Origin of the sequence: Actinopolymorpha singaporensis, from assembly GCF_900104745.1 — a bacterium.
Classification (GTDB): Bacteria; Actinomycetota; Actinomycetes; order Propionibacteriales; family Actinopolymorphaceae; genus Actinopolymorpha; species Actinopolymorpha singaporensis.
This window is the reverse complement of sequence record NZ_LT629732.1, coordinates 1963103-1987088: the sequence shown is the minus strand read 5'-3', so window position 1 is coordinate 1987088 and position 23986 is coordinate 1963103. Positions and strand designations below refer to the sequence as shown.

The following is a 23986-nucleotide window of genomic DNA, read 5'->3' as shown; positions in this document are numbered from 1 at the left end:
CTTGACGAAGCGATCACGCAGGACGACCGCGTAGGCTATGCCGTCATGAGCCCAATCCGAGCCATGTCGCGAACACACGGTGAGCGGGGTTTCGTCTCGCAGATCCTGCTGTTCGTCGGGATCAGCGCGCTCACCGGCGCGCTCGTCGCCGGGCTGGCCGTCCCGTTCGCCGGTCTGCTGGGGCTTTCGTCCCAGTCAGCGACCGACGCGTTCGAGAACATGGACGGCAACCTCACCAGCCCGCCGCTTCCCGAGCGCAGCCGCGTGCTGGCCGCCGACGGCTCGGTGATCGCGACGTTCTACGACCAGAACCGCGTCGAGGTGCCCCTGAAGCGGGTGGCCCCGGCGATGCAGCAGGCGATCGTCGCGATCGAGGACGCCCGTTTCCGCCAGCACGGCCCGCTGGACATCCAGGGCACGCTGCGCGCGTTCGTACGAAACCAGCAGTCCGGCGGGGTCTCCCAGGGCGGGTCGAGCATCACCCAGCAGTACGTCAAGCAGGTGCTGTTCGAGAACGCCCAGACCCCGGAGGAGAAGGCCCAGGTCATCGAGGACTCTTACGGCCGCAAGCTCCAGGAGCTGCGCTACGCCGTCGAGCTCGAGAAGAAGATGACCAAGGACGAGATCCTGGGCAAGTACCTCAACATCGTCTACTTCGGTGACGGCGCCTACGGCATCGAGTCCGCCGCCCGGCACTACTTCAGTACCACCGCGGCCAAGCTCACCGTGCCCCAGGCGGCCATGCTCGCCGGGCTGGTGCGCGACCCGAACAACGTCAACCCGGTCGCCGACGCCAAGGCCGCGGTGAACCGCCGCAACCTCGTGCTCTCGCGCATGGCCACCCTCGGGATGATCTCGCCGAAGGCCTACCAGGAGGCGCGCGCGACCCCCCTCGGGCTGAAGATGAACAAGACGCCCCGCGGCTGCTACTACTCGAAGTACCCGTTCTTCTGCGACTACGTCGAGCAACTCCTGCTGCACGACACCAACCTCGCCAAGACCCGCGACCAGCGCCGGCAGATGATCGACCAGGGCGGGCTGACGATCCAGACCACGCTGGACCCGAAGGCCCAGGCAGCGGCCGAGAAGGCGGTGCACGACAACGTCCGCCCCACCGACGGTGCGATCGGAGCGGTGTCGATGGTCGAGCCGGGCACCGGCTACATCAAGGCGATGGCCCAGTCCAGGGGCTACGGCCAGGGCAAGGGCAACACGTTCATCAACCTCAACGTCCCGCAGAGGTACAACGGCACGCTCGGCTACCAGCCGGGTTCGACGTTCAAGCCGTTCGTGCTGGCCGCCGCGATCAAGCAGGGCATCCCGATCACGAAGTCGTTCCCGTCGCCGGGGAGCACGGTGATCACCGGGCCGGTGAAGACCTGCCCGGGCGGCAAACCGGGCGCGGTCACCGAGCCCTGGAAGGTCAGCAACTCCACCAGCGCCGGCTCGACCAGCACGATGATCTCCGGCGCCACCCACTCGGTGAACACGTTCTTCGCAGAGCTGGAGAAGGTGACCGGCATCTGCGAGCCCGCCACCCTCGCCGCCAGGATGGGCGCGGTGCGCGCCGACGGCAGGCCCCTGCAGCAGGTGAAGCCGTTCACCCTGGGCGTCAACGAGATCGCGCCGGTGTCGATGGCCGAGGCGTACGCCACGTTCGCCGCCCGTGGCCTGCACTGCAACGCGGTCCCGATCACCGAGGTGACCGACCGCACCGGCAACCAGGTCAAGGTGCAGGGACCCGACTGCAAGCAGGTGCTTCCGCGTGACGTCGCCGACGGCGTCAACTACGTCCTCCGCCAGGTCATCGACGGCCCCGACCCGGGCCGCACCGGTGCCGACATGCACCTCGACGGACGCCAGGCGGCCGGTAAGACGGGTACCAGCGAGGACCGCATCGGCGTGTGGTTCATGGGTTACACCACCAACATGGCCGCCGCGTCGGTGATCACCGACGCGGACGCGCCGCAGACCACCCTGATCGGCAAGGAGATCGGCGGCAGGCGGGTCTTCGGCGACCAGGTCTGGGGTGGCAAGCTCGCCGGCCCGATGTGGACCGCCGCCATGAAGGGCGCGCTGGAGGGCAAGAAGAGCCCGGACTTCGTCGAGCCCAACCCAGACGTCGTGCAGGGCGTACCGACCGACGTCCCGTCGGTGATCTCGATGAGCCGCGACCAGGCCCAGAAGACGATCGAGGCGGCCGGGTTCAGCATGGCCATCGGCTCCTACGTCGACTCCGGGCTGCCCCGCGGCACGGTGGCCCGGCAGAGCCCAGGTCCCAACAGCAAGGCCGGTTCGGGATCGACCGTCGTCGTCTACATCTCCGACGGTTCACCACCCGCGCCGCCCCCGCAGCCGGAGCCGCCGCAGCAGCCCAACCCGCAGCCGCAACCGCAGCCGCCGAAGGGTCCGGACCTGCCGCCCGGCCCGGGGGGTCCCGGTCCGGACAAACCCCACGGTCCGCACGGGCCGCTCGGCGGAATCCTGGGCGCGGGCTGAGCCCGACGGCCGTACGCACAGAGCACGAAAGAGGGCCGCCCGGCCGCCGGATCTCTCCGGTGGCCGGGCGGCCCTTCTGGTCCTGGCCAGGGCGCTCCGGTCAGCCGAGCCGTGAGCGCACGGCGGCGGCGACGCGGCCGCCCTCGGCCCGGCCCTTCACCTGCGGCTGGACGACCTTCATCACCTTGCCCATGTCCTTCATGCCGCTCGCGCCCACCTCGTCAACGGCGCCGGCCACGATCGCCGACAGCTCCTCGTCGGACAGCTGGGCGGGGAGGTACTCCGCGATGATCTCGCCCTCGGCGCGCTCCTTGCGGGCGAGCTCGCCGCGACCGGCCTCCTCGTAGGCGTCGGCCGCCTCCCGGCGCTTCTTCGCCTCCCGGTCCAGCACCTCGAGCACCTCGGCGTCGCTCAGCTCCCGCGCGGAGGTTCCGGCCACCTCGGCGTTCGTCACCTCGGTGAGGGTCATCCGCAGCGTCGAGGCGCGCAACGCGTCCCGCGCCTTCATCGCGGCGGTCAGGTCAGTGCGCAGACGGTCCTTGAGGTCGCTCATGGGCCGATCCTACGGTCGGGACGCTCCGGTGCGGCGGCTCCGAGCCGGGCCCCCGCGCGAGTTCGCCGAGCGCAGCGTGGTGTGGGACGCTGGCCGGGTGCATCCGCTGCTCAAGTACTCCCTGGGAACAGCCGCCGGTGCCGTCGCCGCCGGTGCCGCCTGCGTGACCTACGCCGCGGCGTACGAGGCGCATGCCTTCCGCCTGCGCAGGTTCGACGTACCGGTGCTGGCGCCGGGAAGCCGGCCGCTGCGCATCCTGCACCTGTCCGACCTTCACCTCATGCCGGACCAGCAGGACAAAGTGGAGTGGGTCCGCGGGCTCGCCGCCCTGGAGCCCGATCTGGTGGTCAACACCGGTGACAACATCTCCGACCCGGAGTCGATCCCGGTGGCGCTGCACGCCTACGAGCGGCTGCTGGAGCTGCCCGGCGTGTTCGTCTTCGGGTCGAACGACTACTACGCACCGTCACCGGTGAACCCGTTCCGTTACCTCAGGCGAAAGGGACCGCGGCCGATCGTCGCTCCCAAGCTGCCGATCGAGGGGCTGCGGCGGGGCTTCACCGAGGCCGGCTGGCTGGACCTCAACAACGCCAGCGGTGAGCTGAAGGCCGACGGCCGGCGGTGGGCGTTCGCAGGGGTGGACGACCCGCACATCCGCGCCGACCGGTACGCCGAGGTCGCGGGGCCGGCCGACGAGTCCGCCGAGCTCACCATCGGGGTCACCCACGCGCCGTACCGCCGGGTCCTGGACGCGATGGCTGCCGACGGCTACCGCCTCCTGCTGGCCGGGCACACCCACGGCGGCCAGCTGTGCGTACCGCTGTACGGCGCGCTGGTCACCAACTGTGACCTGGACACCAAGCGGGCCAAGGGCCTGTCCCGCTGGGGCCCGTCGTGGCTGCACGTGTCCGCGGGCCTGGGCACCTCGCCGTACGCCCGGATCCGGTTCGCCTGCTATCCCGAAGCCAGCCTGCTGACCCTGCGACCCGCCAGGTGAGGGTGCCTGCGTGAGGCTGCTCAGGGTTCCGGCCCGGCTGACCACACCACGGCTGGTCCTGCGTACGTGGCGCGCGGAGGACCGGCCGGCGTTCACGGCTCTCAACGCGGACCCGATGGTGATGGAGCACATCATGGGTACGCCGATGAGCCAGGCCGAGAGTGACCAGCTGGCCGAGCGCATCGACGAGCACTGGCAGGAGCGGGGCTACGGGCTGTACGCCGTGGAGCTGCGGTCGACGGGAGAGCTGGCCGGGTTCATCGGCCTGCACCAGCACCTCGCCGTCCCGCAGGAAGTCGAGATCGGCTGGCGGCTGGCCCCGTCCGCCTGGGGCCGCGGCCTGGCCACCGAGGGGGCGATGGCCGTTCGTGATCTCGCGTACGGCCAGCTCCGGCTCCGGTCGTTGATCGCGATCACGGTCGCGGCGAACGTCCGGTCGGTGCGGGTGATGGAGAAGCTCGGGATGACGTACTGGCGCCAGGTGCGGTTCCAGGAGTGGCTGCTGACGGTCTACCGGGGCATCCCGGACGCGATGACCGATACCCCGTCGCAGGCTCGCGAAGGAGCCCGATAGACTCGCCTGGCGTTCTCGGGGTGTGGCGCAGCTTGGTAGCGCGCTTCGTTCGGGACGAAGAGGTCGTGGGTTCAAATCCCGCCACCCCGACGCAGGTCAGAGGCCCTGCCGGAGTCTTCCGGCGGGGCCTTTGAGCGTCTGTACAGCCGCCAAGTACAGCAACGGCTACCCAGAACCGCTGTCACCGAGGATCGCCCCCAGCCGCTTGAGCGCGTCCCGCGTCCGCTTCGAGGACACCTTGCTGTAGATCTCCATGGTCACCGCGAACTGGGCATGCCGGAGGATCTGCATCACCACCCTGGGATGCACGTCAAGGTCCACCAGCAGTGACGCGCAGGTCCGGCGAGCATCGTGGACCGTGATGTACGGCACGTCCGCCTTGACGATGCACGCAGCGAACTCGCGGTTGAAGTTGCGCGGCTCGACCGGCCCGCCGTAACGGGTGGTGAACACCAGATCCGACGGATGCCACAACTCCCCCGCAGACAGCCGTTCCCGGTCCTGGGCACGCCGGCGCAGGTCTAGGGCAGCCAGACAGATCTCAGGAAGCGGCAGCATCGCATCTGAGGCCGAAGTCTTCGTCTCGCGGTGCAGGAGCTGCCTGCCCACTCGCTGCAGCTGGCGGGAGATCGACAGCTCGCCCTCCTCCACGTCCACATCGCCCCACTCCAGACCGACGCCATCCGACTCCGCGACGCCCTCCCCACAGACGAGCCCCGACCAGCCATCCGCAGCCACGACGGACAACACCTCCCGCCCTGACTGTCACAGAGTGAGGACAAGTCCGTACTCGATGCTCGCCTGTTGTGCGCCGACCGAGCCGCAACGCCCGTAGCGCCTGAGTCGCTCGGCGTCATGGGCCTGGCGCCTATCACACGCGGGGTGCCCTCTCCTACGCGGCGAGCGGGCGAACTCCGGGCGGCGGAGGACGCCATCCCCACGCAGGGCTCGGCGAAAGCGGTGAAGGCGTGCCACGACACAGGGGCGGCCCGTCGTCATCGTCAGCAACAAGTCCGCGCCTGGCAGTCGCGGCTTACCTCCAGCTGCACGAGGTCGACGGCCTGGTCCTGGCCATCGTGGGACGACCGCCGGGGCGACCGGACCTGATGAAGCCTCACCCCGAACCGGTGCGACAGGCGCTGGAGATCATCGCAGCGCCCGGCAGGGAGTGCGTCCTCAACGGCGCCTCACTCACCGACATCGACGTCGCCCACTCGACACGAGTCCACAGCATCGGCCAAGCGAAGTCGCCCGACCGGAGAACCAATCTCCTCGCGGCCGAACCCGCCGCCGTTATCGACAGCATGGAAGACATGGCGACAGCCATCCGGACCATCCAGCCACTAGTCAGGCTGCGCCCTAGCCGCGCGGCTTCATCTCGCTGACCTCTTCTGAGCGGACAGAAGGGGCTGTAGCCAGGCCGAGCCCGGGTCAGCGTCGACGAGCAGTGCCTTGACCAGAAGGGACAGTGGGACGGCCATCAGTGCACCGATGGCACCGAGTGTCGCGGCCCAGAAGACCAAGGACAGCATGGTGAGGGTGGCGGACATGTCTATGACGTTGCCCACGACCTTCGGCTGGATGACACTTTGGATGAGGACGTTTGCGGCGCTGTACGCCACTATGACAGCGATCATCATCTTGGGGCCGCCTTGGAGGAGCCCGAGGATTGCCGGTGGTATCAGGCCGATCACGAAGCCGACGTTCGGGATGTAGTTGGTGATGAATGACAGTAGGCCCCACAGCACGGCAGCTGGTACGCCGATCACGAGCAAGGCAAGGACGTCGACAACACCTACGGCAAGTCCGAAGACTGTGGATACCAAGAGGTACCTTCGGGTGCCGGACGCGAAGGTGCTCAGCGCACGCACCAACGGACGTCGCTCGGCGGGCACGGCGGAGAGCTTGTGCGCGAGGCCAGCGGCGTCGGAGACCATGAACAGCAGCAGAGCTGCGATGAAGCCGAGACTGGTCAGTACGCCGAGCAGACCGCCCGCCACGCTTTCGGCCACCGTGGCCAGCTTGTTGATGTCGAGTGTGCCGGCCATCTTCTCGAGCTGGCGCTGGGTTACCCCCAGATCCGAGAGCCAGGCCAGAGCGCGATCAAGCAGTCGGCTCATCTGCACCTGGTAAGTGGGCAGGAGCATAGCGAAGCGTGCCATCGCGATGCCGAAGGAGACCGTGAGGGTGAACAGGAAGAGGTAGATGGCGATTAGGCCACCGACTGTTCCGACCCAGCCAGGTAGCCGGTGACGCTTAGCCCAGCTGTGCAGGGGATGCACCGCGATGGTGAGCACCAAGGCCAAAAAGGTCGGCCCAACGAGGTTCGCAGTGTCTCGCAGACCCGAGATCACAAGGAACGTGGCCGCTAGTCCTACCAGGAGCGTGATCGGTCGCGACATCGCCGATCGCGTGACCGCCTTGTCCGACATTAGCCCTCCTTGGGCCTGCCGTCCTGTGGGCAGCCATACCCACCCCCAGCGGCGCGGCTGGGCTCCTTCAGCCATCTCGTGGTCGACGTTTCCACGATGAGGATCGGACAAACGAGCCAACGTCGGTTGGACCTGCGGACTGAGGGCCGGCTCGAAGTCATCGACCGCTCGGACCTTAGCGTGTGTTCACCTGAGGACTCGTCATGTCAGGACATCGGGGCGGTCCGCTTCGGTGACGTTGGTCCCTGTAACCGAATGTCTGCGGCTTCGTACGTTCGAAGTGAGGCAGGCGAGTGCGGGCAGTTCAACAGTGACGGGCACTTCTACGGGCCGAATGGCGCACAGGTCCAGAGGGCGGGAGGTAGTTCTGCCTGTCTAGCACCTCAGCCTCGCTGGAGTTGAAGGAGAAGCAGATGACACTTTCGGAACAGCTAGCCGCTATGTCAGCCAAAGCCAAGGAAGCAGAAGACGCTTTCCATGCCGCACAGACCGACCAGCACACCAAACTGGAAGAGCAGGTCGCCAAGGCGCGGGCCGGGGCACAGCAACGTAACAACGAACTCAGGGAACGTGCCGGCCAGGCCAAGGCCGGAGCCTCCGCGTGGTGGCGGGACGTTCAGCAGCAATGGGACAGCCAGGTCCAGCAAATCCGGTCCAAGATCGAGTCGAAACGGGAGGAGTTTGACGCCGACAGGGCAGCTGACGAGGCCGACATGGCAGAAGATGACGCCTCCTTCGCTATCGACCTCGCCAGAGCAGCCATCGACGAGGCAGAGTACGCCGCCCTCGAAGCTGCTCTCAGACGCGAGAAAGCAAACGAACTCGTGGGCGGCCGGCGCTGACCATTCCCTGCGAGAAGATCCGCCTAACCGCTTCGTCTGCGCCGATCAGAAATAGGAGTCATTTCAGAGCAAGGACGATGTACGGGCCATTTTGCCGATTCCGGCTTTCTTAGGTAAGGCGCCGCTGACGCGGCGCAGCCGCCCCGGCCGCCCCTGCGGGCGGCGCCAGGGCGCCGTCCTCGGGCTCACCGTGCGACCCGTCACCACCAACTCGAGCAACGACAGTATGCAACCGCATATAGGGCCAGACAGCCGACAACGGCAGCCGTCACAACCGAACCCGTCACCAGGCGGCGATGCCGAACCCGCACGCCCCGTCGCGACGCACGAAGCCACTCGACACAGCCGTAGCCAGCCAGAAGCAGCACCGGCACGACCACCGCGACCGTGAGCGCTGGAGCCGCTACGAGGCCAAGGCCCACAAGCGCGACCAGGCCACATGCGGCAAGCTTGACCGCCGCCTCGCCTAGCACGTCCAGGACCCGCTCGCCGGTGAACACGATCCACGCCAACATCCGGGAGTCTCCACCGGAAGCGCGGTGCCTCATAGCCGAGAAGGTGACACGTGGAATGGCCCGCTGGCAAGGGACCGTCCCCATCCTCCTCGCAGGCCAGTCTCCGGCCTCCACCCGGCCCTCAACGGCTCCTGCGGCGTCACTTCGTGATCGCCGACCCTTGACCGCCTCCGCTGCGACCTTCAATCTGGCTGGTTGCGAGGACGACGGGGGAGAGTGGTTGCCGCCACCTGTTGCCGTCGGGGCGCACGTGTGTAACCTCCGCCGCCAAAGCCCACGTACGAGTAACTCGTCTTACCTGTAGGGCGCATAGGTGACCTTGCGGCCGCGGCGGCGCCATCCGGGCTGCGGGAGGATGCCGCAGATTCCATAGCCAGTCTCGTGGTCGGTGGACCCATCCTCATACGTCACCTCGACCCGAGATCGGCTCTTCCCGAACACTTCGCTGACCCGGCCAGCGGTAATGGCGCGGACTGTTGACTGGATGAACTCCACGGCCTGGTCGTCTCGTTCGTCGAGCTCCCAGAAGCCGCCCGGACCAAGGCCTGCTTCCATCTGGAGGCCCGAACCGAAGTCGATCCAGGTCACCGCCAGCGCGTCGGTCCGGGAAGGGATCAGCTTGGTCACCAAACCGCCGGCGCCCTCCTCGAAGCTCTCCCACTGGCGTCGCACCTTGCAGGTGTGGCCCAGCTCGCGTTCAAGCTCGTCCGCGAACGAGCGCAGCCGCCGCCCTATCCCGTCGGCCGACCACGCCGGTGCAGACTCCTCGGTTGCCACGGGCGCAGGCTACCTCCCGCCAACACGAGTACAGCAGCGATGTACAGCCACGCCAGCAACCACCGCTGACCTATGCCGGCCCAAGATGGCGCGGCGTTCGACATCAGAACGCTGGCGATCCTCATCACGTCCCGCTCAGCGGGACCAAATGGCTGCGTGGCTGGCTACGGCCGGAGGCTTCAGCCACCTCGCTTGCTCCGGGACCCCAAGAGCGGCGGCCCACGGTGGGCGGTCAAGGGCGGGCAGCCAAGCTGCCCACCGCGCCGGACGAGGCTAGGGGCCTTACTCCACTCTCCCGGACCAAGCCAGGCCACCGGCAAACCCTCCGCCCCTCCAAGCGACCGCGCCCCTTCCCGCTGGGCCGCTCAGTCATCCGGCGGGTGCTGGATACGTTCGGTGCGGACCGCGCGAGTGTCATCGTCGGTGGAGTAGGAGCGTTCGCGAATGCGCGGATTGACGGGCTGCGGCGTTGCTTGAACCCGCTCGGCGCTGGAGGCCTTGTCCGGTCGGAGGCGCTCGCCGAGGAGATTCACCGCTCTCACGAGCTCGCGGGCGGCCAGATCCATCTCGTCGCGGGAATCGTTGCGTTCGGTCACCGCGACGGCGAGGAAGAGGGTGGCAAGGGTGGTTGCGGCGACGAACGTCTGGGCCGTGATGAGCGCCGCCTGTGGGTCGGTCCCGTTGAACGGACCGAGACCCCTCACCGTCGCGTACACGGTGACAACCGAAACGGCGACAACACAGGGTGCGGCACCCTCGAGCTGGAACCGCCACGCCGCCCAGATCAGGAGCGGGAAGACCAGAAACAGCTTTTCCCGGCCGTGGCCTCCCGTGATCACCCACCATGTCACGCCCAGCGTGCACACAATCAGCCCGCCGGCCTCCACCAGGCGCCACACGTCAGGAAGCACCCGACGCAGCGAGATTCTGCGGAGCACCAGAAGGAACGGCGTGACAACCAGGATTCCGAGTCCGGACCCGAGCCAACTACGAAGCATCAGCGGCCCGTACTCACGGGCCGGGTCGATGCCGGCCAGCACCAAGACTCCGCCGCGGATGGCCGCGTCGGTCACCATGCCGGCCATCACGCCACACACCACCAGCGCCACCGCGTCTCGCACCCGGGCGAGATCGTTCCTGAAACCTGCCTGCCGCAGCAGAACGTACGCAAGCACGACCCCAACCGTGGCCTCGACCGCGATCCCCAGCGCGACCAAGGGCGGCCGGTTGAATGCCACCCAGGTGGCCACAAAGGCCCCCAATGCGACTCCGGGCCACGCCCGCAGCCCGAAGATCAGAACTGCCGCTAAGGCAACCCCGCTTGCCGGCCACACCAGACTCGCCATGCCCGACCCGCCGAACTGCTTGAGCAGGCCGGGCTGCGCCGCCAGCAGGTAGGCCCCCGTGGTCACAACAATCGCCAACACGGTCTCCACACGGCGCCGACGAGAGGGCTGGCCCTTCGCCATGAATGCGACGCTACGCCCGAGCAACAGACCCCTGCACCCGAGGGGTGATCCATCCGACCAAGACCGACCCACGAAGCATCGCCGGTCGCATCCCGGCCCGGCGCTCGCCGCCACGGCCACCTGCGCTGACCTCCGCAACCTCCCTCACCGCCGTGCCGCTGGGGCCGAGCGGGGTCTGCATCTACTGGTTGCCCTTGCCCCTGGGTCAAGGACGAGGTTGGGACCACCGCCTGGGATCACCGAAGGAGCCCCACCGTGCTGACCACGGATCCAACGACGCTCGACTTCTACCAGGAGCCAGGGATGATGACCTCACCCGGGCGCTACCGGGAGCTGATCGACGGGCTCCCCCGCGACATCCGACCGAAAGCTGTTCCTGCAACAGCACCAACAACCGGCCGGCCTGGCGGTACGTTCCGGATCCCCCTCATGGCCGCTTCCTCGTACGAGTGCGCCGGCCGGCGAAAAGGCGTGTCGAGGCTGTGAGGGGGTCTGCCGTACGTTCGACGTGAGGGGCACTCGGCACGGCTGAAGTTGGCTGCCCCGAACGAGTCGCGCAAGTTGGAGTTGACGTGGATTCCTCTTGTGGGTAAGGGGTTTCCGGCGCGCGCGGGTCGATCTTGTTCGGTAGAATCGAACGCGTGACCCTCTCCTCAGGTTTGTGTGGGGAGGTTGAGGGTGATCCCGCCGAGACAGAGGTAGATCATGGCGGTGAGGGAGTCGGGTCCTGGGTGTCCGTAGCCGCGGCGTTGGATGACTCGGATCTTGCTGTTGATGCCTTCTGCTCGGGAGTTGGACAGGCCGAGTTCGACGGCTGCGACGGTTTGTTCGAAGTACTTGGTCAGGCGGGTGGCCAGTTGGTGCATCGCGGGGATCGTGGATCGGAACGCGCGGATGATCCACCTTTTGAGGTATCGGCGGGCCTGTTCGGGTGGGATGCGGTAGAGGTCTCGTAGTTGTTCTTTGAGGGTCCACGACCGGAAGAGTTGGTAGTTGTGGCGGCGCAGGGCGTTGATGAGGGCGCGGCGTTCGTCGGTGAGGTTCTCAGCACCTGAGCGCAGCGCTGTCTTCAGTCGTCGCCACGCCTTGGCGGGGGCGTTGATCTGTTCGGCCACGGTGAGCGGCCCGGACCGCTTGATCGGCGTGGCCGGGGTGGGCGGTATGGCGGGGTTGGCTTGGCGGGCTTTGTCGAGGGCTTCGTTGGCCCACTTGATGACGTGGAAGGGGTCCAGGCACACCGCGGCCTGGGGCGCGTTCTCTTCGGCGACGGGCATGTAGATCGGTGAGCCGTCCATGGTGATCGCAGTGAGCTGTTCGCTGCGGTCAGGGCCCAGGGCGGTGAAGAAGTCGGTGAACGCTTTGCGGGTGCGGTCCTTGGTGACCCACACCACCCGGCCGGTGTCGTGGTCGCAGACGATGGTCAGATAGTGGTGGCCACGTTTGTAGGAGATCTCGTCCACCCCGATCCGATACAGCCCGTCCAGCCGGTCGGTGGGCAGGTGCTCGGCCACCAGCATTCTCACTGCCCGGTCGACCGCTTCCCACGAGCACCGAAGCAGCCGCGCGACGCTCGTTTTGTCCATGCGCTGGGCCAGCCAGCCGATCACGTCTTGGAAGTCGCGAGTGTGCCGGGCGTTCGGCCGCGCCCACGGCACGGTCTCGGTGCGGATCCCACATGCGGGGCAGGCGATCCGGGCGATGTCGGCTTCCAGCCACACCTTGGTGGCCCCGAAGTCCAGGTGGCGCCAGCGGCGGCGGGAGATGTCATAGCGGGCCCGGGTCGAGTACCCACACGGGCACCGGTAGCGGCGACCCCGCCGGCGCCGAAGACCCACAACCAGGCCGTCGCCGGTGAACCCCACCGAGCACACCGATGCCCCGGGCAGACCCAGGATGCGGTTGAATACTGTGCTGACGCGCACGTGCGTTGCTCCAGACGGTTAAGGATTCGACACCCAGAACCTAAGGGCAACCACGTGCGCGTCCTTTCATGCCCCGCCCCGCACCCCACACCCCAAGCCATCCACACCAACCGCCCCTCCCGGCCCGGCCAGCAACCCACACCAAGCCGAGGAGAGGGACGCGTGAGCGATGACGGTGGGTGCTTCGACGGCCACCTGGGCGGGCAGCCCGGTGGCCGTCGGGTGCTGCCTGCGGGGTTTGCTGATCTGCCGGCGGGTCCTGGGTTGGCGGCGGCGGTGGCGTCGGTCGACGTGGCCGGGTGTAACGGGTTCGAGTTGGAGGAGCTGATCAAGGGTTTACGGCGGCTGGGCTGCTGGGTGGAGGCTGAGTGCCTGACCGCGGTGAACGAGCTGGTCTACGCCGAGCCCGGCAGGGTTGACGGCCCGGCCGGGCGCAGTGTCACCCCGGATCCGATGACCCCGGAGGTCCTGGAGCCGTTGCTGGGGTGGACCGGCTACCGGGCGCACCAGTACGTGGCCCTGGCCGCCACGCTGCCCCGGCTGCCGCGGGTACGTGAGGCCCTCGCGTCCGGTGGGCTGGAGCTCAACGATGTGCGGGTGATCGTGGATCGGATCACCGATGCCGAACCCGATGTGTGGGGTGCCATAGAGGAGGCGATCTTCCCCAAAGTCCTGGAATTGCGGGGCGGGTTGTTGCGGGCGAAGGTCGAGGCCGAGGTCGTCACGGCAGACCCCGAAGCCGCCGCCAAACGGCACCGGGCGGCCAGGTCCGGGCGGAACGTGGCGATCTGGCCCGCCGTCGACGGCGTCGCCGACCTCGCCATCCGCGGCCTGTCCGCAGGCCAGGCCGCCGAGGCGTACGGCTACATCGACGCCATCGCCCGCGCAGTCAAATCGTCCGGCGACCCACGCACCCTCAGCCAACTCCGCGCCGACGTCGCCGCCGCCCTACTCACCGGCACCGCCGACATCAAAGACTGCTCAGCACCAGCGGCCACCAACCACACCAGGCAGGACCAGGCAGCGCAGGGCGCGGTGCAGAAGCAGACCAAGAAGGGTGAGGCTGAGCAGCACCAGGCTGAGCAGGACGAGGCCGAACAAGACGAGGCTGGGCAGGACGCGGCTGGGCAGGACGCGGCTGGGCAGGACGAGACGCCGCGGGACACTGGGCAGTGCACCGCGGAAGGCGACGCCTGGCAGGAGCGCGGCGAGCAGGGTCCTGTGCGGTTCACCGGTTCCCCGACCACGACCTGCACAGCGCCGGATGTGACTGCGGTGACTGCTCTCCCGCCGGAACCGGAACGGCTAACTACACCCCCTGCGACTGCTCCACCGCGCACGACACCGCAGCACACGACGCCGCAGAGCGCCACGCGGCAACGAATGCCACGAACCCAGCCGCGGGTCAGATCCCGCGGCAGAACCGCCGACCCGACGAAACGGCCGACCCGCCAGGTCCGCCTGATCCACCGACAGGCAACCCGACACCACCAACACCACCCTGGTCCTCCTCACAACCGAGCTGGGGGCCCATACGCACGCGCGGGCGAAGATACAGCTGAACATCCCCCTGACCACCCTGATGGGACTCAGCAGCCAGCCTGGTGAGCTCGGCGGGTTCGGACCCGTCATCACCGAAGTCGCCCGCCGCGTCGTCGCCAACCACCTCGACAACCCCGAAGCCAGATTCAGTGTCGGGGTCACCCACCCGGTCACCGGGCGGTTGTTGCATCTGCATCCCATCCCGGCGAGATTCCTGCGCGGGCTGCAGGCAGAGCTGGTGCATGCCCGCGACCAACGCTGCGCATGGACCACCTGCAGGAGACCCGCCGCCACCTGCCACCTCGACCACAACACCGAACACGCCCACGGCGGATCGACGTCCGTAGAGAACATCGCACCGCTGTGCCCGCGCCACCACAAAGCCAAAACCGGCCGCGACTGGAAACTCCACCAGACCGGACCCGGCGAACACACCCTCACCGACCCCCACGGCCGGCACTACCACAGCCGAACACCATCCCTCACCGACCCGGCCGTCGACGACCCAGCGGTCAGCGCCACAACGGGAACGGCCGACAATGACCTACCTCCGTTCTGACAGCTTTCTGCCCATCCGCGATCCGAGGAACCGACGCCAGCGCACAGCGGCTCTTCGGAAGCGGGACGTCCGGGATAGGTTCTAGGGTGCCGCCATGACCGAGACCGACCAGAGCATCGATCCGCCCTGGGAGCCACCCCTTGCCGGCACCGAGACCGAGCATCTCCTCGGCGCGCTCAACCGACTGCGTACGACGTTCCGCTGGAAGGCGGGCCACCTCGACGCGGCCGGACTGCAGACCCGCATCGGAGGCTCCTCGCTGACCCTCGGCGGCCTGCTCAAGCACCTAGCACTCGTCGAGGACTACACCTTCACCGGCAAGCTGCGCGGCGAGTCGCCGGGCGAGCCGTGGGAGACGATCTACCGGGACGACGTACCGGACTGGGTGTTCGTCTCCGCCGCCGACGACTCCCCCGCAGATCTCTACGCGCTGTGGGACGGCGCCGTCGAACGCTCCAAGGCACGGCTCGACGCCGCGCTGGCCGATGGCGGGCTCGACCAGCTCGTCCACGCCTCCTCAGCCGACGGCCGCCACGCCAGCCTGCGCCGGCTGGTGTTCGACCTGATCGAGGAGTACGGCCGGCACACCGGGCAGGCCGACCTTCTCCGCGAGGCCGTGGACGGCGTGGTCGGTGAGGACCCGCCGCCCGGCTGGCACGCCTGAACCAGCAAGTACGCCGGGCGGACGGGTCACGACCGGTCGAAGGGAGTCAGCGGGCGGACGGCATGCCGTCACCGGGCTTTGCCGCCCTGACCAGGTAGCGGTGGTTGTGCACCACGAGCGGCCCGTCGGCGCGGAGGTGGCGGTCGAGTTCCTGAAGCTTCGCGTCGTACCGGCGTACGTCGAAGTCGGGGATCACCCAGGACACCACCGTCAGGTGGTAGACCACCGCCGCGATGTCGTGGAAGGCGTAGGGCGAGAACTCCTCCTGGGCAGTGAGGATCGCAAAGCCGCGATTCTCCAACGCCGCAACGGTTTCGGCGAAGGCGTCCGAGTCCGCGTCCTGGGCGGGCGGTGCCCCGAGCGCGGCGTTGAGCTCGAGATCATTGCGCGTTCCGCCCTGCTGGGTCAGGAAGATCCCACCCGGTGACAGGACGCGCCACACCTCGTCGATGTCGAACGCGCCATGCCGGTTGAGAACCAGGTCGAACTCACCGTCGGCAACCGGTAGCCGGGTTCCCTCCTGTGCCCTGCGGACGTCGACACCGAACGGCTCGAGACGCTTCCTGGCTTCGAGCACGTTCGGCTCCCAGCCCTCGGTGGCGACGGTGTGGGACGGAAGCGGTGCCAGCGAGGCCAGCATCTCCCCACCGCCGGTGTCGAGGTCGAGCAGGGCGGCAGAGTGCGCTACCGCTTCGCGGGCAAGGTCCGGGTAGGACCAGGAAAGCCGGCCGCCGCTGGTCCGCCCCTGCAGGTAGGAGAAGTTCCACCCGCTCATCGCCTCCGCGGCGGCCAGGGCGTCCGCGACGAGGGCTTCGTAGGTGTCGGTCGGGTGCGAGGAGTCGACGGGTTCGGCCGAGGAAACCGCACGACGTGGATCCATGAATGAGGGTCCTGTTCCAAGACGAAGGTACGAGGGCAACGCGGAACGCGCCGACGCGCAAGTCACCGTCGGCGCGGCGCCGGGATTCTCGGCTAGGAACCGAGTCCGGGCGCCAGGGCTGGGCTAGTTGCTATCTCGCACGCCATCACCGTAGCGGTCACGGCAAGCCCTGGTCGGATGAGGCCACGTCGAGCAGGTCGTGCGTCGTTGTCGGTACGGCTGCCCATCGGGACAACGGGTTTCACGCGATGAGCAGGCCGATGGCGAGACTCGACACCCCGGCGGCGAGGGAGGTCGCACCTGCCCACAGCAGGACGACGAACCGATTGGGCCTGGTGACGTCACGCCCCATGGAGGCGGCGAAGAATCCACCGGACATCAGGACGGCCGCCACCGGGACGCCCAGCCGAGCGATCCACAGCAGGACTCCGGTGAGCCTGGTCACGTCGACGTACAGCAACGCAACCAGGCTGAGGATGACCAGCACCCCGGCATGCCCGTGCCCCGCACGCGCGAAGGACTTCTGGAAGTCGGTCATCGGGACCGCGCCGCGCGCGATCCGGGTCATGAACCAGCCACCGACCTCGATGGTGAGCAGGGTGAGCAGGACCGCTCCGGCGATGATCCGGGACGGGGCGGCCAGCGCCAGGGACTCCATGGCGTACGACTCTCCTCCGGGGAAGTGGATAGCGAGACTATCCATTATGGATACCAGTACTATCCGCTACAGCGGACACGGTTGGCAACCGCGATTTCGCGAGTCACCCCCGCAATCACTTCCTGACGGCAACACCCCGCATGCGCGCCCGAGCGACTACGCGCCGGCCACCCACGCGCACACCACGTCTCGCAGTCAAGGGAGCCGGCAACCAGAACCGGCACAAACTCAGCCAACTGAGGACAACAGGGGGCTTTCCGGCCTTAGAACCTGAACACTTCTTCACGGCAGTACCACGTTGTAACGAACTTCTGCAGTCGAAGAAAGCGGAGACGACAGGATGCTGGACAGGCGCACATTCCTCTACGGCACGGGCCTCACGGCCGGCGCCGTGATGCTCGGCGCGTGCTCCTCGGGTGAGGGCGAGCAGAGCGGCCAATCCAAGGCGAGCAAGCCGGCGGCAAGCTCGGGCAAGGGTTCGGAGCGCAAGCCGCTCTCGCCACCCAAGAAGCTCACCGAGGCGCCGATGCTGGCCGACCAGGTGAAGGCCGGCAAGCTCCCCGAGCTGGCCAGGCGAATTCCTTCCAGCCCGTACGTCGTTCCGCACAAGTGGCTGGAGCCGGCGAAGTACGGCGGCAACCTCAACATCCTCGTCCCGGAGACGAACGACCTGCAGATCCTGGAGTACATGTACGGCCACTCCTTGCTGCGTTTCCTCAACGACGCGCTGGACATCGGCCCAGGTCTGGTGGAGAGCTTCGAGTCCAACGAGGACGCCTCGGAGTGGACACTGCACTTCCGCAAGGGACTGCACTGGTCGGACGGGCAGCCGTGGACGACCGCCGACATCATGTTCTGGTGGGAGGACATGGTCCTCAACACCGACCACACGGAGGTTCCGCCCGACGAGGCGAAGTCGGGCAAGGGCACGGTCATGAAGATGACCGCACCGGACGAGTACACCCTGGTGCTCACCTACGACGCGCCCGCTCCCCTCACGCCGATGCGACTCGCGGGATACGTCAACCGTGGCAACGGTTCCACCTGGATGGAGCCCAAGCACTACCTGAAGCAGTACCACCCGCGTTACAACAAGTCCGTCTCGAAGAACTGGGCCAGCGCCGACGGCGAGTTCGAGAAGAAGCGCAACCAGGTACAGACTCCCGGCTGCCCCGTCATGACCGGCTGGGTCCTGAAGTCCTACAAGGAGGGCCGCCAGGCCGTCTGGGAACGCAATCCCTACTACTGGGTTGTCGACCGGGAAGGCCGCCAGCTCCCCAACGTCGACCAGATCACCTTCCGCGCCAACAAGGACGTCGAGGTCGGCAAGCTGCAGATCCAGCAGGGCAAGGTCGACTACGTGCACGGGCCGTTCACCGGGCTGACGCTCGGAGACGTCTCCGGGTTCAAGCAGACCGAGAAGCGCAGCGGGATGCAGCTCTTCTTCTGGGACAGCGGAACCGGCACCGGTTCGATGTTCTTCTTCAACTATGACTACGAGGACCCGAAGATGCGGGCTCTCGTCCGCAAGCCGAAGTTCCGGCAGGCGCTGTCGTACGCGTTCAAACGCGAGGACGCCCGCAAGCAGATCTACTTCAACACCGGCGAACTCTCCACCGGGACGATGAGTCCGAAGGCCAAGGAGTACCAGTCCGGCGCCGAAGGTCAGAAGGTCTACAAGCAGTGGCGGGACTCCTATGTGAAGTACGACCCGGACAAGGCGAAAGCGCTGCTTGACGAGCTCGGCCTCAAGGACACCAACGGCGACGGCAAGCGGGAGATGCCCGACGGCAGCCCGCTGGCGATCCGGTTGGACTTTCCGGCCGACACCGGAACCGAACACCAGCAGAAGAACAACATGCTCAAGCGGGACTGGGAAGCCGTCGGGCTGACGGTCAAGCTCAACCCGGTGGCGCCGGAGGGCTACGGCGACCAGTGGGCCAACGGCAAGCTCGCCTCCCAGTGCGCGTGGGAGGTCAGCAGCGGACCCGACCACCTCGCCCAGGTCGCCTGGATGGTGCCGGTCGAGCCCAGCCGGTGGGCTCCGCTGGAAGGCCAGATGTACAACCTGCGGGGAACGCCGGCGGAGAAAGAACAGCTTGACGTCGACCCGTTCAAGCGCACGCCGCCACGGATGGCACCGGAGAAGGGCGGGCCGATCGACCGGCTGTGGAAGCTCTACGACCAGGCCAAGCTGGAGCCGGACGAGATCAGGCGGCGCCAGATCGCGTTCCAGATGGTGAAGATCCACATCGAGGAGGGGCCGTTCTTCATGGGCACGATCGCCAACACCCCGGCGGTCATGCTGGCCCACAAGGATCTGCGCAACGTGCCCCGCAAGGAGAACCTCTCCCAGGGCGGGTTCGTCAACCCGTGGCAGCACCCGACGCCCGCGGTGTACGACCCGGAGACGTACTTCTGGCAGAACCCCGACAAGCACATCACCTGAGAGACCCCCCTCCCCCGGTCGCGGCCGGGCCTCCCGCCGGGGGCCCGGCCGCGTCGCACGTCGAACCACATGGCCTTCGGCCTTCGAAGTCGGGCGTTCTGGCGTGTCCTCACCGGGCCCCGGCGCCGCAGACTGCTGCCATGAACTCCCTCGTCAGGCAGATCCTGCGGCTGTGGGACGAACCGATCGTCGACTGGGCGGCGGCCGAGACCGCCTTCCACGCGGTGTATGCCGACCCGGTGGTGGTCAACGACGTGAAGCTGGCCGTGCCCGACCTGGTGAGCCGGGCACTGGCGCTGCAGGAGACCTACGAAGGACGTACGACCGAAGTCATCGAGTCGTTCGAGGCGGACGGCCGGATCGCGCTGGCGGTCCGGATGCGGGGACGGCACGTGGGCGCGCTGGCCACCCCGCTCGGCCCGGTCGCGCCCACCGGGCGGATGGTGGAGATCCGGGTGATCGACCTGCTCACCGTGTCCGGCGGCCGGGTCAGCGCGATCACCACGTTGTCCGACGAGCTCAGCCTGCTCCGCCAGCTCGACGCCGTGGCGCTCATCTGACCTATCGGCGTACGACCTCTACAGGGCGTCCCAGTCGAGCACGGGCGCGGCCAGGTCGCGGATCGAGGCCAGCAGCCCAAGCCGGGCGGCGCGTACCGCCGGGTCGTCGGCCATCACCAGCACCGCGTCGAAGAACGCGTTGACCGGGCCGACCAGCCCACCGGCAGCGTCCGCGAACTCGGCCAGGGAGTACTCCGGCCCGAGCGTGTCGGCGACCTTGCCCAGCTCCTGGTGAAGCGCCAGCTCCTCCGGCTCGGTCAGCGCGGCCGGGTCGTAGCCGCGGGCCACGTCGGCCGGCACGATCCGCCGCACCCGCTGCAGTGCCGTCACCACGTCACCGAACGCCGGGTCGGACGTACGCCGGTAAAGCTCCCGCAGCGTCTGGTCGGCCAGCGCCGGCGTCCCCGCCAGCGGCAGGACCGCCTGCACCTGGGTGTACTCGTGCCCGGCGTCCAGCAACTGCTGTTCGTACCGCCGTACGACGAACTCACGCGCATCGGCCAGCGCCTGCTCCGGCACCTCCACGCCCTGTGCGCGAATCCGCTCGGCAGCCTCGGCCAGCCCGCGCTCCACGGTGACGGCGGCGAGGTCGGGCCGGTCGCGCAGGATGCTCACCACGCCGAGCGCGGCCCGCCGCAGCGCGAACGGGTCGGAGCTTCCGGTCGGGTTGGCACCGACCGCGAACAGCCCGGCCAGCAGGTCCAGCCGGTCCGCCAGCGCCAGCAGGGCGCCCGGCCGGGTCGCCGGCAGCGGGCCACCTGCGGTGCGCGGCAGCTCCATGTCGTACAGCGCCGACGCCACCGCGTCGGTCTCCCCGGCCCGCCGGGCGTACTCCCGGGCCATCGTCCCGGCCAGCGAGGTGAGCTCGACCACCATCTGCGAGGCAAGGTCGAACTTCGTCAGCTCACCCGCCCGGGCCAGCGTGGTCGCGTCGTCGCCGGACACCGACACGAGCTCACCGAGCCGGCCCGCGACGGCGGCGATCCGGTCCGCGCGCTCGGCCATCGAGCCGAGGCGGTTCTCGAACGCCAGCTTGGCCAGGCCCCTGCGGTGCTGCTCCGGTGGCACGTCCAGGTCGGCCCGCCAGAAGAACGCCGCGTCCTCGTACCTCGCTCGCAGCACCGCCTCGTTGCCGGCGCGCACGACGTCGGCGTCGCAGGAACCGTCGGCGACGGCGACGAAGTGCGGCAGCAGCGTGCCGTCGCCCGCACGCACCGGGAGGTAGCGCTGGTGCTTGCGCATCACCGTGGTGAGGATCTCCGCCGGCAGGTCGAGGTAGTCGGCCGAGAACGAGCCGAGGATCGGCACCGGGTGCTCGACCAGGTTGACGATCTCCTCGACCAGGGCAGCCTCGCCCTCCAGGTCGATCACGCCGCCCACCTGCGCGGCGAGGGACCGGGACGCGGCCACGACGAGCTCACGGCGTTCGTCCGGGCTGGCGGTGATCTCGTGCCGGCGCAGGAAGTCGAGGTAGCCGTCGGCGGACGGCACGGTGACCACCGGCTCGGCAGCCGTACGCCGCACCCGGGTGGTCGGCCCCGACGCCAGCGCGGAGACCGCGACGGGGACGACCTGCTCGCCGAGCAGGGCCAGCAGCCAGCGGATCGGACGGGTGAACGACAGCTTCGGGTCGCTCCAGCGCATGTTCGTGTCGGCGCGCAGGTCGGCCACCAGCGAGCCGAGCACCTCCGACAGCACCCGCGCCGCCGGCCGGCCGACCTCGGTGCGGACCGCGGCGACGTACTCCGCGCCGCCCTGCTCGATCCGGGTCAGGTCGGCGGGGTCCACACCCTGGCCGCGGGCGAACCCCTGCGCGGCCTTGGTCGGGTTGCCGTCGGCGTCGTAGGCGGCCGAGACACGTGGCCCGCGGACCGTGCGCTCGGCGTCCGGCTCGTGCGGGGCCACCGCCTCGACGACCGCGACCACCCGCCGCGGCGTGGCGTAGGTGCGAACGTCGCCGTGGGTGAGGCGGGTACCCGCGAGCCGGCTGGTCAGCCCTTCACGGACGGCCTCGGCGGTCCGGCGTACCTCCGCGTGCGGAAGCTCCTCGGTGCCGAGCTCGAACAGCAGCGTGCTCGGCTCGTCGATCTTCGGGTACGCCGAGTCGTCGGCGGGCGCCTCCGCGAGCGCCGGTGGCTCGGCCAGACCGAGCGGGTGACCCAGCTCCTCCCGGCGTTCGGCCCACAGCGTGGCTACCTGCCGGGCCAGCGAGCGCATCCGGCCGAACGCGTTCGCCCGCTCGGTGGTGCTGATGGCGCCGCGGGAGTCGAGCACGTTGAAGACGTGGGAGCACTTCAGGACGAAGTTGTGGGCGGGGACCGGCAGCCGCTCGGTGATGCACCGGCGGGCCTCCCCCTCGTAGTCCTCGAACAGCCGCCAGTTGGTGGCCACGTCGGCGTCGTCGAGGTAGTACCGGCTCATTTCGTACTCGGACTGGCCGAACACCTCGCCGTAGGAGATCCCGGGCGCGTAGGCGATGTCCTTGAAGTGGGCGACGCCCTGCAGCGCCATCAGGATCCGCTCGATGCCGTAGGTGATCTCCACCGACACCGGGTCGAGGTTCTTGCCGCCGGCCTGCTGGAAGTACGTGAACTGGGTGATCTCCAGGCCGTCGAGCCAGACCTCCCAGCCCAGGCCCCACGCACCGAGCGCCGGGGACGCCCAGTTGTCCTCGACGAACCGGATGTCGTGCGCGTCCACGTCGATGCCGAGCGCGCCCAGGCTGCCGAGGTAGACCTCCTGCGGGTCGCCCGGGTCGGGCTTCAGGATCACCTGGAACTGCGTGTGGGTCTGCAGGCGGTTGGGGTTCTCGCCGTACCGTGCGTCGTCGGGGCGGACGCTCGGCTCGACGTACGCCACCCGCCACGGCTCCGGCCCCAGCACCCGCAGGATCGTGGCGGGGTTGTACGTACCCGCTCCGACCTCGGTGTTGAAGGGCTGCACGATCATCGCGCCGCGCTCGGTCCAGTAGTTGGTCAGCGCGAGGAGCGCGTCCTGCATCGTCACCACAGTTGCCACGCGGACCACCCTATGGTGTGTCGCGCCCGGGGCCGTCGACCGGGACTGCGCGCCCGGACGCACTGTCGGTATCCGCCGTCAGGAGATCGTCCGGGAACGCGTAGAAGCGGAGCGCGACCGCCCGCACCTCGCCGTCGCCGTCGCCGTCACCCCCGCCGTCCGCGTGGAGGAGCTGGTAGCGGTCCAGGAGCTCGAGGTACTCGTCGGCGAACCGGCGGAGCTCGCCCTGGGACAGCAGGAGCCGCGCCCGCGAGCCCTGGGCCCACGGCCCGAACCGCTCCGGGTGCCGGAACGCCCGCCGGAACAGCTTCAGCTCGTGCGCGAGCCTGGCGTCCCAGAACGCCTCGAACCGGGGCCGGTCCGCCTCGGCGAAGTCCTCGGGCCGTGGGGCGCGCAGGTTGAGCGGCACGTCCCGCCACCCCTGCCCGGCCGCCTCGACGTACCCGGCCCGGGACAGCTCGCGCAGCGTCGCCCGGACCTCCTCCCGCGACAGGCTCGCCGCGGCGGCCAGCTCGTCGGTGGTCATCACCCGCGTACCCAACAGGGTGAGCAGGCGCTGCGCGCTCGGATTGCCCAGGACGAGTTCGATGTCGTGGACGGTCAGCTCCCGGGAGGCCACCCCCGCGGTGACGATGGTGCGCGCCCGTACGGCCAGCAGGACCGCGATCGGGACCTCCACCAGGACGGCGGTGGCCAGCGACAACCACCGGTCCGGGCTGTTCCAGTCGAGTACGACGTCGAACCACGCGTCGCAGCACAGCAGCGCGGCCGTGGCCACCAGGAGGGGCACCGCCGCGCGGCGCCGCCGCCAGCCGAACCACGCCGCCAGGCCGAGAAGGACCACCAGGGCCAGGTCGAAGCCGACCCAGGCCAGCCGCCAGTGCCTGGTCTGGTACTGGTCGGGCAGGGTCACCAGCAGGAAGCCGATCCACGGGACGAGGGCGACCGTCGCCACGACGAGGAAGAGGAGCAACGGCCGACGTCTCACGCCACAACGGTAGGCCTCGAGCGTGTGCACCACCCAGCACGCTCGTGCGCGCTCGGCCACGCCGTCACGTCACGTACATTCACCACGT

The 23986-nt window shown here is 68.6% G+C and carries 19 protein-coding genes and 1 tRNA gene; 10 read left to right on the top strand and 10 right to left on the bottom strand.

Annotated features, from left to right (window positions below):
- The first annotated feature begins 45 nt into the window (after positions 1–45).
- Positions 46–2499, top strand: a complete 2454-nt coding sequence (locus tag BLU27_RS09010) for a penicillin-binding protein (protein WP_092652331.1) — start codon at positions 46–48, stop codon at positions 2497–2499.
- A gap of 100 nt (positions 2500–2599) precedes the next feature.
- On the opposite strand, the gene BLU27_RS09005 is transcribed toward BLU27_RS09010, so the two are convergent.
- Entirely contained in the window at positions 2600–3052 is a 453-nt protein-coding gene (locus tag BLU27_RS09005) for a GatB/YqeY domain-containing protein (protein ID WP_092652329.1), read from the bottom strand.
- A gap of 97 nt (positions 3053–3149) precedes the next feature.
- Between BLU27_RS09005 and BLU27_RS09000 the strand changes: the two genes are divergently transcribed.
- The 3 genes from BLU27_RS09000 (at position 3150) to BLU27_RS08990 (ending at position 4713) form a co-directional block, all read left to right on the top strand.
- Positions 3150–4049 (top strand): metallophosphoesterase, encoded by a 900-nt coding sequence (locus BLU27_RS09000; protein ID WP_092657433.1) that lies wholly within the window; start codon positions 3150–3152, stop codon positions 4047–4049.
- A 10-nt stretch (positions 4050–4059) separates the two neighbouring features.
- On the top strand, positions 4060–4623 hold the full coding sequence (locus BLU27_RS08995) for a GNAT family N-acetyltransferase (RefSeq protein WP_092652327.1): 564 nt from the start codon (positions 4060–4062) through the stop codon (positions 4621–4623).
- A 16-nt stretch (positions 4624–4639) separates the two neighbouring features.
- Positions 4640–4713, top strand: a tRNA-Pro gene (locus BLU27_RS08990).
- A 75-nt stretch (positions 4714–4788) separates the two neighbouring features.
- Here BLU27_RS08990 and BLU27_RS08985 read toward each other — a convergent pair.
- Positions 4789–5361: a tyrosine-type recombinase/integrase gene (locus tag BLU27_RS08985; RefSeq protein WP_197681745.1), complete on the bottom strand. Its 573-nt coding sequence runs from the start codon at positions 5359–5361 to the stop codon at positions 4789–4791.
- A gap of 635 nt (positions 5362–5996) precedes the next feature.
- Positions 5997–7055 carry an AI-2E family transporter gene (locus BLU27_RS08975; RefSeq protein WP_092652321.1) on the bottom strand — a complete coding sequence of 353 codons (1059 nt, stop codon included), beginning with the start codon at positions 7053–7055 and terminating at the stop codon, positions 5997–5999.
- Between the two features lie 413 nt (positions 7056–7468).
- On the opposite strand from BLU27_RS08975, the gene BLU27_RS08970 reads away from it, so the two are divergent.
- Complete coding sequence (locus tag BLU27_RS08970) at positions 7469–7897, top strand: hypothetical protein (protein ID WP_092652319.1); 429 nt, start codon at positions 7469–7471, stop codon at positions 7895–7897.
- A gap of 809 nt (positions 7898–8706) precedes the next feature.
- Here BLU27_RS08970 and BLU27_RS08965 read toward each other — a convergent pair.
- The 3 genes from BLU27_RS08965 to BLU27_RS08955 all read right to left on the bottom strand — a co-directional run bounded on the left by BLU27_RS08965 (position 8707) and on the right by BLU27_RS08955 (position 12580).
- A complete protein-coding gene (locus BLU27_RS08965; protein ID WP_092652317.1) occupies positions 8707–9189 on the bottom strand; it encodes a hypothetical protein in 483 nt (160 codons plus the stop codon).
- Positions 9190–9554: 365 nt separating this feature from the next.
- Positions 9555–10658, bottom strand: coding sequence for an MASE1 domain-containing protein (locus tag BLU27_RS08960; RefSeq protein WP_157728356.1), 1104 nt, complete (start codon positions 10656–10658; stop codon positions 9555–9557).
- A gap of 653 nt (positions 10659–11311) precedes the next feature.
- Positions 11312–12580 carry an ISL3 family transposase gene (locus BLU27_RS08955; protein WP_197681744.1) on the bottom strand — a complete coding sequence of 423 codons (1269 nt, stop codon included), beginning with the start codon at positions 12578–12580 and terminating at the stop codon, positions 11312–11314.
- Positions 12581–12742: 162 nt separating this feature from the next.
- Between BLU27_RS08955 and BLU27_RS08950 the strand changes: the two genes are divergently transcribed.
- The 3 genes from BLU27_RS08950 to BLU27_RS08940 all read left to right on the top strand — a co-directional run bounded on the left by BLU27_RS08950 (position 12743) and on the right by BLU27_RS08940 (position 15345).
- A complete protein-coding gene (locus BLU27_RS08950) occupies positions 12743–14188 on the top strand; it encodes a 13E12 repeat family protein (protein WP_092652313.1) in 1446 nt (481 codons plus the stop codon).
- Complete coding sequence (locus tag BLU27_RS08945; protein WP_092652311.1) at positions 14163–14681, top strand: HNH endonuclease; 519 nt, start codon at positions 14163–14165, stop codon at positions 14679–14681. Before BLU27_RS08950 ends, BLU27_RS08945 begins: the two co-directional genes overlap by 26 nt.
- A gap of 94 nt (positions 14682–14775) precedes the next feature.
- Positions 14776–15345 (top strand): mycothiol transferase, encoded by a 570-nt coding sequence (locus tag BLU27_RS08940; protein WP_092652309.1) that lies wholly within the window; start codon positions 14776–14778, stop codon positions 15343–15345.
- A 46-nt stretch (positions 15346–15391) separates the two neighbouring features.
- Here the strand turns inward: BLU27_RS08940 and BLU27_RS08935 are convergent, their stop codons facing one another.
- Both BLU27_RS08935 and BLU27_RS08930 read right to left on the bottom strand, forming a co-directional pair.
- A complete protein-coding gene (locus BLU27_RS08935) occupies positions 15392–16225 on the bottom strand; it encodes a class I SAM-dependent methyltransferase (protein WP_092652307.1) in 834 nt (277 codons plus the stop codon).
- Between the two features lie 241 nt (positions 16226–16466).
- Positions 16467–16883, bottom strand: a complete 417-nt coding sequence (locus BLU27_RS08930) for a hypothetical protein (RefSeq protein ID WP_092652305.1) — start codon at positions 16881–16883, stop codon at positions 16467–16469.
- A gap of 340 nt (positions 16884–17223) precedes the next feature.
- Here BLU27_RS08930 and BLU27_RS08925 point away from each other — a divergent pair, with 340 nt between their 5' ends.
- The gene (locus BLU27_RS08925) at positions 17224–19332 is read left to right on the top strand and encodes an ABC transporter substrate-binding protein (RefSeq protein ID WP_092652303.1); all 2109 of its coding nucleotides are present in this window, start codon (positions 17224–17226) and stop codon (positions 19330–19332) included.
- Positions 19333–19472: 140 nt separating this feature from the next.
- Positions 19473–19892 (top strand): ester cyclase, encoded by a 420-nt coding sequence (locus BLU27_RS08920; RefSeq protein ID WP_092652301.1) that lies wholly within the window; start codon positions 19473–19475, stop codon positions 19890–19892.
- Positions 19893–19910: 18 nt separating this feature from the next.
- Here BLU27_RS08920 and BLU27_RS08915 read toward each other — a convergent pair whose 3' ends face one another.
- Both BLU27_RS08915 and BLU27_RS08910 read right to left on the bottom strand, forming a co-directional pair.
- Positions 19911–22910: a glycine--tRNA ligase gene (locus BLU27_RS08915; RefSeq protein WP_241827866.1), complete on the bottom strand. Its 3000-nt coding sequence runs from the start codon at positions 22908–22910 to the stop codon at positions 19911–19913.
- Positions 22911–22920: 10 nt separating this feature from the next.
- Positions 22921–23898 (bottom strand): DprA-like winged helix domain-containing protein, encoded by a 978-nt coding sequence (locus BLU27_RS08910; protein WP_157728354.1) that lies wholly within the window; start codon positions 23896–23898, stop codon positions 22921–22923.
- Positions 23899–23986: the final 88 nt, after the last annotated feature.